The sequence below is a fragment of the Chelatococcus composti genome (assembly GCF_014201415.1).
Taxonomy (GTDB): Bacteria; Pseudomonadota; Alphaproteobacteria; order Rhizobiales; family Beijerinckiaceae; genus Chelatococcus_A; species Chelatococcus_A composti.
The window spans coordinates 345,211-356,978 of sequence record NZ_JACHEH010000004.1 but is presented as its reverse complement, the minus strand read 5'-3'; the positions used below and the strand labels follow the sequence as shown (position 1 = coordinate 356,978).

The window sequence follows — 11,768 nt, the reverse complement described above, 5'->3', positions numbered from 1 at the left end:
TCGCGTGCCTGCACAAAGACGGTTTTCCGCCGGCAGCTTCGTTGCCGGGCGCGGGCGGGACGCTTGCTCGCGGCCCTATTCCGCGGCAGCAGCCACGGGTCCCAGCTCGCCGACGATGGCCTCTTCCAGGCGGGCGAGCGCATGGGCCGTGCAGGGGGCGATGTTGCGTCGCGCGATCATCCACACCGCGAGGCGGGCGTGAAAGTCGGACACGTCAAGCACCTTGAGCTGGTCGCGCCAGGGGCTGGCCGCGACGAGCCGGGCCGGGACGAGGCCGAGGCCGAGGCCGCGGGCGACAAGCGAGAGCTGCACGTCGACACCCCAGAGCTCAACGGATATGTCGAGCGTGTGGCCGGTCGCGGCAAGCGCCCTGTCGAGCAGGTGGCGGAAGCCGCAGCCGTCCGGATTGATGACCCACGCTTCCCTCGCGAGCGAGGAGAGTGGAATGCAGCCGGTGGCCGGATGATCGGCCCGCGCCACGACCACCACCTCCTCGGATGCGATGTGCCACAGCGACAGCTCCGGCATGTCGGCCGCGCTGCCGCGCCGCATCCCGATGACGGCGTCGAGCTCCTGGGCCGCCAGCTTGGCGACGAGCCGCTCGGTCCAGTCCACCATGACGACGAGCTTTGCCTGCGGCACCGTGCGCCGCACCGCGTCAATGCCAACGGACAGCACAGAGTCGGCGATGCCGCTGCTGATGCCGATACGCAGGGGCGGTTTGGCCTGGCTCGAGCGCAGTGCGCTGGCGAACTGGTCGGCCGCGCTCAGCACCTTGACGCCCTCTCGGTAGGCGTGTTCGCCTGCGGCGGTCAGACGGGCCGGCTTCTGCTCCCTGTCGAGCAGCTGCGCGTTCAGCTCCGCCTCGAGCCGCTGCAGGCGCCGCGTCACGGCCGGCTGGGTGATGTTCAGGCGGCTCGCCGCGCGGGCGAGGGAACCCGTCTCAGCAACGGCGACCAGGGCACGCAAATCTTCCAGATTCATGCGGAATCATCATGTTAAAAATGATAAACATTCAATATCATTATCATCCGTGAGGCGCTAGATTGCGCGGCACAAGTCGCGGCGCATGGAGCGGCGCGTCTCCCGGAGCTTTCCATGACTCAAACAGTTTCCGAGTCGCGCGAAGCGCAACGTGCCGTCCCGCCGGAGATCATCGTCGTCGCCGGCTGCCTCATTGCCCTCATCACCTTCGGGCCGCGTGCTGCTGCCGGCCTGTTCCAGATCCCCATGACGGAGGCTTATGGCTGGGGCCGCGACGTCTTCAGTCTCGCCATCGCCGTCCAGAACCTCCTCTGGGGCCTGGGCCAGCCCTTCGCCGGTGCCGTTGCCGACAAGTTCGGCGCAGTGCGCGTCATCTGCGTCGGCGCTCTGCTCTATGCCGCCGGCCTCGTCGTGATGGCCTATGCCACCTCCGCCGGCCTTCTCAACCTCGGCGCGGGCATCATGATCGGTTTCGGCCTGTCGGGCTGTTCGTTCAACCTCGTGCTCGGCGCCTTCGGCAAGCTGCTGCCAGAGCGCTGGCGCCCGCTCGCCTTCGGCGCGGGCACGGCCGCCGGCTCCTTCGGCCAGTTCCTGTTCCCGCCCATCGGCAACGCCCTCATCCAGGGCTTCGGGTTCGAGATGGCGCTGCTCGTCTTCGCCGCGAGCGTGCTGCTTGTTCTGCCCCTGTCGCTGGCACTGGCCACTCGCGACGCGGCGGCGAAGGCGGCCATCAACGCCGGGCCGTCCCAGTCCATTGCCCAGGCGCTGGCCGAGGCCTTCCGCCATCCGAGCTACGTCTTCCTCGTGCTCGGCTTCTTCACCTGCGGCTTCCAGCTCGCCTTCATCACGGCGCACATGCCGGCATATCTGAAGGACACGGGCCTGCCGGTGTGGGTCGGCGGCTGGACGCTCGCGGTCATCGGCCTCGCCAATGCGGCCGGTTCGCTCTTCTCGGGCTTCCTGTCCTCGCGCATGTCGAAGCGCTGGCTGCTCTCGCTCATCTATCTCGGCCGCTCCCTTGCCATCGCCGCCTTCATCCTGCTGCCGGCCACGCCGGTGACGGCGATCGCCTTCGGCATCACCATCGGCCTGCTGTGGCTGTCGACGGTGCCGCCCACCTCGGCGCTCGTCATGCTCATGTTCGGCACGCGCTACATGGCGATGCTCTACGGCTTCGCCTTCTTCTCCCACCAGGTGGGCGGTTTCCTGGGCGTCTGGCTCGGCGGCATCCTCTACGAGAGCATGGGCTCCTACACCTTTGTCTGGTGGCTGTCGGTGGCCCTCGGCGTCGCCTCGGCCATCATCAACCTGCCCATCAAGGAGCGGCCGGTGGAGCGAGCGGTGCCTCAGGCGGCATAGCGTCCGCCGCCCCGTTACTGCGCCGGCAACAGCTTCTCGCCTTCGATGACGACGCGGCGCCGGGCGATCTCGGCGCCGCAGAAGTCGAGGAAGGCGCGCACGCGCGGCGAGTGGCGCAGGTCTTGGTGGGTCAGAAGCCACAGGCCGGTAGAGAATTCCGGCGCCGGCGCCGTCAGACGCACCAGCGCGGGGCGCGTATCGGCGATGAAGCAGGGCAGGTGGCCGATGCCGATGCCCGCCTCGATTGCCTCGGCGAGGCCGAGAACCGTGTTGAGCTTGTAGACGATCTTCTCTGCCGGCACCTTGTCACGGACGTAGCGGGCGACGTGTATCATGCCGAAGTTGTCGCCGAGCGCGACCCACGGCCGCTCGAAGAGGGCGAGAAGATCGAGGTCGTGTCCCCCGTCGGGAAAATCCTCGCGCCGGCCGTAAAGCGCCCAGTGGATGGTGGCAAGGCGCCGGCCAATGAGTGTCTCAGGCGGCTTGTCCGTGGCGCGGATGGCGATGTCGGCGTCGCGCTTGGAAAGGTTCAGCGCCTGGTTGCCAATGACGATGTCGAGCCGGATGTTGGGATAGGCCTCGCGGAATGCGGCGAAGACCGGCGTCAGCAGGTGCATCAGCAGCGTGTCGTTGGTGGTCACGCGCAGCTCGCCGGCCGGCGAGACGGCACAGCCCGCAAGGCGCATGGAGACGCTGGCGAGATCCTCCTCGATACGCTCGGCGAGCGCGGTGATCTCCTCCCCCGGCGGTGTCGGCGCATAGCCGGCCCGGTGCCGGTCGAACAGCTTGACGCCGAGCTGCGCCTCAAGCTGGCCGAGACGGCGGAACACCGTGGAATGGTTGATGCCGAGCCGCTCGCCAGCGCCGGCCATACCCTTCGCCTCAGCAATGGCTTTGACGAGACGGATATCGTCCCAGGAAATCTGGTGAACGGCCGCCGTGGAGGCGAGAACGTTTTCTGGCGGCATCCTTGCGTCCGCGCAATGTTCTGCTTGCGATCATACTTGTAGCTTTGCGCGTAGGGAAACACAAAATGCCGGGAAGTTCGTGACCATCCCAACCAGTGCCCCCGGAGCCGCTGCCATCATGCTCGACACGCGTACCGCGCCCTACGGGCTCTTCCTGCTGCGCGTCTCGACCCTGCCGCCGGTGACAGCGCTGCCAGCCGTGGCCGCCTGATCCGATTTCCTTCCCCCTTGCTGAATGAACCAGAGGAGTATCGCCATGACCAAGGTTCTCGTTCTCTACTACTCGTCCTACGGCCACATCGAGACGATGGCGAAGGCCGTGGCCGAGGGCGCGCGCTCGGCCGGTGCCGATGCCGTCGTCAAGCGCGTGCCGGAGCTGGTGCCGGCCGAGGCGGCGGCGAAGGCGGGCTTCAAGCTGGACCAGGAGGCGCCCGTCGCGTCCGTGGACGAGCTGGCGGATTACGATGCCATCATCTTCGGCACGCCGACCCGCTTCGGCAACATGGCGGCGCAGATGCGCAACTTCCTCGACCAGACAGGGGGGCTGTGGGCCAAGGGCGCGCTCATCGGCAAGGTCGGCTCGGTCTTCACCTCCTCCGCCACGCAGCACGGCGGCCAGGAATCGACCATCCTGACCTTCATCCCCACCCTGATGCACCATGGCATGGTCATCGTCGGGCTGCCCTATTCCTTCGCCGGACAGACCGGCGTCGACGAGATCAAGGGCGGTTCACCCTATGGCGCCTCCACCATCGCCGGTGCCGACGGCAGCCGCCAGCCCTCCGCCGTGGAGCTGGAGGCCGCCCGCTTCCAGGGCCGGCATGTCGCCGAGATCGCGGCCAAGCTCAGGGGCTGACTCGTCCCGGTTTCCAGCGTGGACAGGCCCGGCTCGCCGGGCCTTTTCTCATCGCGGGGCTGCTGCCCGGCGCAGACGGTCGTTGATGGCCTCCCCGAGGCCGTGCGCCGGGATGGGGGTCACAGCGATGGCCTCCACCCCGGCATCGTCGATTGCTCGCAGGTACGCGAAGAGATTGGCGGCGGCCTCCACGAGGTCGCCGCTTTCGCTCAGATTGCGGACGGCGCGCGCCCCCTCGATACCCCGCGGCCGCCCGCTGCCAAAGAGCAGGGCGCCTTCGCCCGGCCGCACGTCGTCCGCCGCAAGCCTCACGAGTGCCCGCGGCGCGTAGTGGGACTCGAGCATGCCTGGCGCGCGCGGCGCTTCCTCATCCTTCGATGCGGGGCCATCGAGGAGCGTGCGCCCCAGCACCTCCTCGATGGCCTCACGCGGCACACCGCCGGGACGCAGCAGGCGCATCTCGCCGTTGAGGCAGGAGACGATCGTCGACTCGAGCCCCACGTTAGTTCCGCCGCCGTCGATAACCGCATCGATACGGTCGATGAGGTCGGCAAGCACGTGGTCGGACCGGGTAGGGCTGACACGTCCCGAGCGGTTGGCCGACGGCGCGGCCACCGGCCGGCCGACGAGGGAGAGCAGGTCGCGCGCAAGCGGCAGGCCGGGCACACGCAGGGCAACGGAGTCGAGCCCGGCCGTCGCAAGATCGCAGATGTGCGATGTCTCCGCCCGCGGCACCACCAGCGTCAGCGGGCCAGGCCAGAAGGCGCGGGCGAGCCGCATCGCGTCCTCGTCGAAGACGCCCTCCCGCTCGGCAGCCGCGATATCGGGCAGGTGCGATATCAGCGGGTTGAAGGAGGGGCGCTGCTTGGCCGCGTAGATGCCAGCGACCGCGCGCGGATTGGTGGCATCGGCCCCGAGGCCGTAGACTGTCTCCGTCGGGAAGGCCACGAGCCGGCCGAGCCGCAGGAGGTCGGCCGCGCGGGCCAGACCGCCGGCGTCCGCCGTCAGCAGCTCGGTGACACGTTGCCCATGCCCGTCTTGGGACGCAACGGGCGTTGATCGATCATTGTTCACGTTTAAACTGTCTCTGCTCTTGCCTGCCAGCCTTTGACGCGGCTTATGATGCGCGTCAATGGGCCGCGTGGCACGCACAAAATGCGCGGTCTCATATGGCCGCACGGATCAGGAAGAGGAAGCGGCGATGACCTATCGGGCACCGGTCGAAGACCTGGCCTTCACCATGCGGCATGTGGCCGGACTGGAAGAGGGCATCGCCGAAGGGCTGTACCCCGACCTTTCCCTCGATCTCGTGGAGCAGGTCCTGGAGGAGGCCGGCCGGTTCGCCTCCGAGCGTATCGCGCCGCTCAACGCGCCCGGCGACCGGGCTGGAGCACGCTTTGCCGACGGGGAGGTGACGACCGCCCCGGGCTGGAAGGACGTCTATCGCGACTGGACCGAGGCGGGGTGGAACGCGCTGCCATGCGATCCCGAGTGGGGCGGGCAGGGTTTGCCCAGCCTGGTGCAGACCGCCTGCGTCGAGTTCTGGAACGCCGCATGCATGTCCTTCGCCCTCGGCCCGTTGCTCACGGCCGGCGCCGTCGAGGCCATCACGACCCATGCAAGCGAGGATCTGAAGCGGCGCTACCTCGCGAAGCTCGTCTCCGGCGAGTGGATGGGCACCATGAACCTCACGGAGCCGCAGGCCGGCTCCGATCTCAACGCGGTCAGGACCCGCGCGGAGCGCGCGGACGACGGCACCTACCGCATCACGGGCTCGAAGATCTTCATCACCTACGGCGAGCACGACCTCACCGAGAACATCGTGCATCTGGTGCTTGCCCGCCTGCCGGATGCGCCGCCCGGCACGCGCGGCCTCTCGCTGTTCCTTGTGCCGAAGTTCCTCGTCAATGACGACGGCTCACTTGGCGCGCGCAACGACGTGCGCTGCCATTCCATCGAGCACAAGCTCGGCATCCACGCCTCGCCTACCTGCACCATGGTCTATGGCGACGCGGGCGGCGCGGTCGGCTGGCTGGTCGGTGAGGAGAACCGCGGCCTCGCCTGCATGTTCACCATGATGAACAACGCCCGCCTCGCCGTCGGCACGCAGGGCGTCGCCATTGCCGACCGGGCCTACCAGCAGGCCCTGTCCTATGCCCGCGAACGCCGGCAGGGGCGGGCGCCAGGCGCCGCCGCGGGAGAGGGCATGAGCCCGCTCGTCCTCCATCCGGACGTGCAGCGCATGCTGCTCACGATGAAGGCAATGACCCACGCGGCGCGCGGCATCTGCCTGATGACGGCGGCCGCCATCGACCGCGGCCGCCTCAGCGGCGACGCGGAAGCGCGTCGCAGGGGGCACGAGCTCGCCTCGCTGCTGACGCCCGTCGCCAAGGCCTTCTCCACCGACATCGGATGCGAGGTCGCCTCGCTCGGCGTGCAGGTGCACGGCGGCATGGGCTTCGTCGAGGAGACGGGGGCTGCCCAGCACCTGCGCGACGCGCGCATCGCGCCGATCTACGAGGGCACCAACGGCATCCAGGCCATCGACCTTGTCATGCGCAAGCTGCCCCTGTCCGACGGCGCCACCGTGCGCGGCGCCATCGCGGACATGCGCAAGGTCGGCGCCCGGCTCGTCGCCAGCCGCGACGAAGCCTTCGGCGCCTCGGCGGCGCGGATGCGCGAGGCGGTGGATGCGCTCGACGATGCCACCTCCTTCCTCCTCAAGGCGCTTGCCGGCAACAGTTCCGCCGACGTGCTGGCCGCGGCGACGCCCTATCTGCGTCTCTTCGGTATCGCCCAGGGTGGCACGGCCCTCGCAAAGGCGGCGCTCGCCGCGAGCGAGGCGCGCGCCGCCGGCGACACCAACCCCGCCCACGCCGGGCGCATCGCGCTTGCGCGCTTCTTTGCGGAGAACATTGCCACCGGCGCGCGCGGCCTCGCGCAGACTGTGATGGCGGGCGCATCCGCTCTCGCCGACGCCGAGGCAGCCCTCGCGGGCTGAACGACGTGGCGGGTGGGCCTCTCTCCGGCCGCATCTGCGTCGTCGCCGGCGCGTCCCGTGGCGTGGGGCGCGGCATTGCCCGCGGTCTCGCCGAGGCTGGCGCGACGGTGGTCGTGACCGGCCGGTCGAGCGAGGCCGGGCCGCGTACCGACGGGCGGCCGGAGACCATCGAGGAAACGGCGCGCCTCGTCGAGGCGCTCGGCGGCCGCGGCTATCCCTATCGGTGCGACCATACCGTGGAGCGCGAGGTCGACGGTCTCGTCGCCTGGATGCTGCGCCGCTTCGGTCGCGTCGATCTCGTCGTCGATGCCGTGTGGGGCGGCGACGAAGGGTTCGACGGCGAGCGCTATCCCGACGGTTCGGCGTGGGGCACGCCCTTCTGGCGCCGGCCGGCGGCGCGCCTCGGCACCGTGTTCGAGAGCGGCGTCTACGCCCAGCTGCTTCTCGCCAGGGCCTTCGCGCCTGTGATGGCGGGCGCGCGCGCCGGCCTTTTCGTCACCGTGCTCTTCGACGACGGTGGCGCCTATCTCGGCGATGTGTTCTACGATCTCGCCATGGCGTCGATGGCGCGGCTGACGCTCGCCATGGCGAGCGAGCTTGCGCCCCACGGCGTGACGGCGCTCGCCCTTTCACCCGGCTTCGTGCGCACAGAGCGCGTCGCCGGCTCATCCCTGGCGACGGAGGCCCAGGAAACTCCGCTCTATGCCGGACGAGCGGTGGCGGCGCTCGCGTGCGATGCGGACGTTACACGTCACGCGGGCAGGATCCTCCATGTTGGCGACCTCGCCAGCCTCTATGGCTTCACCGACGCGGACGGTCGTCGCCCGCCGCGCTATTCCATCGCCGAAAGAGCCGCTGACCGGGAGGATTGAGCCATGTCACTGTCCGGCAAGACCTTGTTCATCACCGGCGCCTCGCGCGGCATCGGCCTCGCCATCGCGCTCAGGGCTGCGCGGGACGGGGCCAATGTCGCCATTGCCGCCAAGACGGCAGCTCCGCATCCGAAACTTCCCGGCACGATCTTCACCGCTGCCGCCGATATTGAGGCTGCGGGCGGGCGGGCGCTGCCGCTCGTCGTGGACGTGCGCAACGAGGACGAGGTGGCTTCCGCAATCGCCCAGACGGCCGAGACCTTCGGCGGCATCGACATCGTCGTCAACAATGCAAGCGCCATCCAGCTCACCGGCACGCTCGAGACGGACATGAAGCGCTTTGACCTGATGCACCAGGTCAACACGCGCGGCACCTTCATGGTGTCGAAATACGCCATTCCCCATCTCGAGAAGGCGGAGAACCCGCACATCCTCATGCTGTCGCCGCCGCTTGACATGAAGGAGAAGTGGTTCGCCCCTCATCTTGCCTATTCCATCGCCAAGTACGGCATGAGCCTGTGCGTGCTCGGCCTCGCTGGTGAACTGCGACCCAGGGGCATCGCCGTCAATGCGCTGTGGCCGCGCACGACCATCGCGACGAGCGCCATCCGCAACCTCCTGGGCGGCGAGGCGATGATGGAGGCGAGCCGCACGCCCGAGATCATGGCGGATGCCGCCTATGCCATCTTCAACAAGCCCGCGCGCAGCTTCTCGGGCCACTTCCTCATTGACGACCTCGTGCTCGCGGCTGAGGGTGTGACGGACTTCGAGCAGTACCGCGTCGATCCCACGAAGCCCCTGATGCCGGATTTCTTCGTGCCGGACGATACGCCCCCGCCTCCCGGTTCGGCCCATTGAAGGCGGCTGTGCCTGCCGGATTTCTCCCGTGCGCCGGATGGGCTAGACAACAGAGCCGTTCGAGACTGGCGGAGCGCAGGAAATGATCGTCGTCTACCGCATGGTCGACCGCACGAAGCAGGACGCCGCGGACGTCTGCCGGCTCGAGCGGTACATTCTGCCGCCGGGCGAGCCGCTTCCGGCCGATGCCGTGTGGATCGATCTCGTGGCGCCGACCCACGCGGAGGACCGGGTGGTCGAGCAACACCTGGGCATCGAGATCCCGACCCGCGAGGACATGGAGGACATCGAGCCCTCCGAGCTGCTCTACAGCGAGAACGGCGCACGCTACATGACGGTGCGCCTGCTCTATGCCGCCGACAGCGCCGATCCGGACATCACGGCCGTCACCTTTATCCTCAAGGGCTCGACTCTCGTCACCGTGCGCTACGAGGAGCCGCGCGCCTTCACCATGTTCGCGCACCGGGCCGGCAAGCCGGGCGGCTGCGGCGCGAGCGCGGAGGAGGTCTTTGCCGGTCTCATCGAGACCATCATCGACCGGCTGGCCGAGATCCTGCAGGCGACAGCCAGCAGCATCGACAGGATCTCCCGCGACGTCTTCGACGTGGCCGACAAAACGGTCGGCCGCCATGGGGAATATCAGAAGACGCTGCGCGATCTCGGCCGTTACGGCACGCTGATTTCCCTGAGCCGCGAAAGTCTCGTCTCCATTGAGCGGCTGCTGCTATTCCTCTCGGTCGTCTACCGCGCCACGCGGGTGCCGGTCGAGCTGCGCGAGCAGGTGCGCACCACCCTGCGCGACCTGCAGTCGCTGGAGGAACATGCGAGCTTCCAGGCGGGAAAGATCCAGTTCCTCCTCGATGCGACGCTCGGCCTGGTCAACCTCGAGCAGAACAACATCATCAAGCTGTTCTCGGTCATGGCTGTGGTCTTCATGCCACCGACGCTGATTGCGTCGATCTACGGCATGAACTTCCGGGTCATGCCAGAGCTCGACCTGTGGTACGGCTATCCGGCGGCGCTCCTCGCCATGCTGGTGGCGGCCATCGCGCCCTATCTTTTCTTCCGCTGGAAACGGTGGCTGTGAGCGCCGGGCGCCCGTGGCGCGGCCTTTCCTCAGCCGCGCCCCCAGCGGGCCATGAGCCGGTCGATGGTGCCCTGCATCTCAGCGTAGCTGAAGCTGCGCCAGTCGCGCCCTTCGGTGCGGATGAAGCTGGCGGCGGCCTCGATCATGCGCCGCAGCAGGGAGGAGGCGGTGGCGGCGATGGTCGCGCGTTCCTCGACATCGCCGGCCTGCTTCAGCGCGCGGATGGTGCCAGTCACCACGTCGTCCATGGCAAGGCGCAGGTTCTCGAAGGCGAGCCGGCGCTCCGGCGCCAGCGCCTCGTAGGCCTTCAGCGCATCCTCAGCGAAGCGCAGCTGCGCGTGCTTGGCGAAGTGTTGCCGGTAGCTGCGCGGCTGCCATTCGTCGAGCGTCTCCATCAGCTCCGCATCATCGGCCACGAGCTCGATGATCATCAGCACTTCGTTGTACTGGTTGAGGAAGTCGGTGGAGAGGGACGGCGCGGGGGGCGCCTGCGTGGGCATGTCGCCGTCATCCCTGCCTGTGCCCGTGGACATGCCCGCAGCCACTTCCGTCCCTCGTCCTTCAACTGCGCAATCGGGTGCACGACGCTTCTGTGCACAACACCATGCCGAGCCCGCGTGAGTCTTGCCCAGCCTTTGCCATCACCAGACTGTGGCATCATCAAGCAAACAAATTCGTAACAGTCAGGAATCCCCATGTGCGGACGCTTCGCGCTGACACTCCTTCCCGAGCTGGTGCGCGCCGAGTGCGGCTATGAGGAAGAGGTCAGTTTTCCGCCGCGCTACAACATCGCGCCGACCCAGCCGATCGGCGTCGTCACGGCCGACACTGCGGGCCGCAGGCACTTTGCCCTGATGCGCTGGGGTTTCATTCCCGCCTGGGCGAAGGATCCGGCGGCGATGCCTCTGCTGTTCAACGCCCGAGGCGAGACGCTCGTGCAGAAGGCGGCCTTTCGCACGGCCGCCCGCCACCGCCGCTGTCTCGTGCCGGCCAGCGCCTTCTACGAATGGCGCCGGGACGGGACGAAAACCACGCCCTTCATGATCGAGCGCGCCGATGGCGGCCTCATGCTCTTTGCCGGCGTCTGGGAGACCTATGCGAGCCCGAACGGCAGCGAGATCGACACTGTCGCCATCGTCACGACCAGTGCCAACGGCGCGCTCGCGTCACTTCACCCGCGCATGCCTGTCATCATCGCCGCGAATGATGCCGGGCTGTGGCTCGACTGCTCGCAGCCCGGCCTCGAGGCGCTCGGCCTCGTGCGGCCTGCGCCGGACGACCTGCTGACGATGCGCCCCGTTTCAGCGAACCTCAACGATGCGCGTCGCGACGACGCGACGGTGCAGCAACCTGCGGCCGGCGAACCGCCGACCGCCGCCCGCGGCCAGCAAAAAGGCGGGCGCAAGCGCCCGCCCGATACGCAGCTGTCGCTGTTCGGAGACGGCGGCTGAGGCTCAGTAGCGCCGGCAGACACGCTCCATCTTGCAACGCGGCGGGCCGCGGCGCACCCAGCGCACCTCGTCCTCGCACACGCGGCGGGGCGCCATGCCGGGGCGGCGCACCATGCGGCAGTGGGTGACGACCTCGCGCACCGGCCGCGGCTGCGTGCATACCCGTTCCGTCCGGCAGACGGTCCGCGCTTCGGCGGAGGTCACGGCAGGGCCGGAGAAGCTGACAAACGCCGCTGCCGCGGCGCCGAGGACGAGGGGCAAACCGCGCTTCAGGGTTAAGGGCAGGGAAACAGACGGCATTTCGAATCTCCGCATCGTGGATCGTGAGGCGC

The 11,768-nt window shown here is 68.4% G+C and carries 12 protein-coding genes; 7 read left to right on the top strand and 5 right to left on the bottom strand.

Annotated elements, in window-relative coordinates; all coding sequences use genetic code 11:
- Positions 1–75 precede the first annotated feature (75 nt).
- Entirely contained in the window at positions 76–984 is a 909-nt protein-coding gene (locus HNQ73_RS10480; protein ID WP_183334786.1) for a LysR family transcriptional regulator, read from the bottom strand.
- A gap of 114 nt (positions 985–1,098) precedes the next feature.
- Between HNQ73_RS10480 and HNQ73_RS10475 the strand changes: the two genes are divergently transcribed.
- The gene (locus HNQ73_RS10475) at positions 1,099–2,343 is read left to right on the top strand and encodes an MFS transporter (RefSeq protein ID WP_183334785.1); all 1,245 of its coding nucleotides are present in this window, start codon (positions 1,099–1,101) and stop codon (positions 2,341–2,343) included.
- Between the two features lie 14 nt (positions 2,344–2,357).
- Here HNQ73_RS10475 and HNQ73_RS10470 read toward each other — a convergent pair whose 3' ends face one another.
- The gene (locus HNQ73_RS10470) at positions 2,358–3,311 is read right to left on the bottom strand and encodes a LysR family transcriptional regulator (RefSeq protein ID WP_183334784.1); all 954 of its coding nucleotides are present in this window, start codon (positions 3,309–3,311) and stop codon (positions 2,358–2,360) included.
- Positions 3,312–3,567: 256 nt separating this feature from the next.
- On the opposite strand from HNQ73_RS10470, the gene wrbA reads away from it, so the two are divergent.
- Complete coding sequence (gene wrbA, locus HNQ73_RS10465; RefSeq protein WP_183334783.1) at positions 3,568–4,167, top strand: NAD(P)H:quinone oxidoreductase; 600 nt, start codon at positions 3,568–3,570, stop codon at positions 4,165–4,167.
- Positions 4,168–4,215: 48 nt separating this feature from the next.
- Here wrbA and HNQ73_RS10460 read toward each other — a convergent pair whose 3' ends face one another.
- Positions 4,216–5,241, bottom strand: coding sequence for an L-threonylcarbamoyladenylate synthase (locus HNQ73_RS10460; protein ID WP_183334782.1), 1,026 nt, complete (start codon positions 5,239–5,241; stop codon positions 4,216–4,218).
- A gap of 127 nt (positions 5,242–5,368) precedes the next feature.
- Here HNQ73_RS10460 and HNQ73_RS10455 point away from each other — a divergent pair, with 127 nt between their 5' ends.
- The 4 genes from HNQ73_RS10455 to HNQ73_RS10440 all read left to right on the top strand — a co-directional run bounded on the left by HNQ73_RS10455 (position 5,369) and on the right by HNQ73_RS10440 (position 9,985).
- On the top strand, positions 5,369–7,168 hold the full coding sequence (locus tag HNQ73_RS10455; RefSeq protein ID WP_183334781.1) for an acyl-CoA dehydrogenase family protein: 1,800 nt from the start codon (positions 5,369–5,371) through the stop codon (positions 7,166–7,168).
- Positions 7,169–7,173: 5 nt separating this feature from the next.
- The gene (locus tag HNQ73_RS10450) at positions 7,174–8,040 is read left to right on the top strand and encodes an SDR family NAD(P)-dependent oxidoreductase (protein WP_183334780.1); all 867 of its coding nucleotides are present in this window, start codon (positions 7,174–7,176) and stop codon (positions 8,038–8,040) included.
- Positions 8,041–8,043: 3 nt separating this feature from the next.
- Complete coding sequence (locus tag HNQ73_RS10445; RefSeq protein WP_183334779.1) at positions 8,044–8,898, top strand: SDR family oxidoreductase; 855 nt, start codon at positions 8,044–8,046, stop codon at positions 8,896–8,898.
- An 82-nt stretch (positions 8,899–8,980) separates the two neighbouring features.
- Positions 8,981–9,985: a magnesium transporter CorA family protein gene (locus HNQ73_RS10440; RefSeq protein ID WP_183334778.1), complete on the top strand. Its 1,005-nt coding sequence runs from the start codon at positions 8,981–8,983 to the stop codon at positions 9,983–9,985.
- Positions 9,986–10,014: 29 nt separating this feature from the next.
- On the opposite strand, the gene HNQ73_RS10435 is transcribed toward HNQ73_RS10440, so the two are convergent.
- Positions 10,015–10,485 (bottom strand): hypothetical protein, encoded by a 471-nt coding sequence (locus HNQ73_RS10435; protein ID WP_183334777.1) that lies wholly within the window; start codon positions 10,483–10,485, stop codon positions 10,015–10,017.
- 195 nt (positions 10,486–10,680) lie between these two features.
- On the opposite strand from HNQ73_RS10435, the gene HNQ73_RS10430 reads away from it, so the two are divergent.
- A complete protein-coding gene (locus tag HNQ73_RS10430) occupies positions 10,681–11,436 on the top strand; it encodes an SOS response-associated peptidase (RefSeq protein WP_183334776.1) in 756 nt (251 codons plus the stop codon).
- 3 nt (positions 11,437–11,439) lie between these two features.
- Here HNQ73_RS10430 and HNQ73_RS10425 read toward each other — a convergent pair whose 3' ends face one another.
- Entirely contained in the window at positions 11,440–11,736 is a 297-nt protein-coding gene (locus HNQ73_RS10425) for a hypothetical protein (RefSeq protein WP_183334775.1), read from the bottom strand.
- Positions 11,737–11,768: the final 32 nt, after the last annotated feature.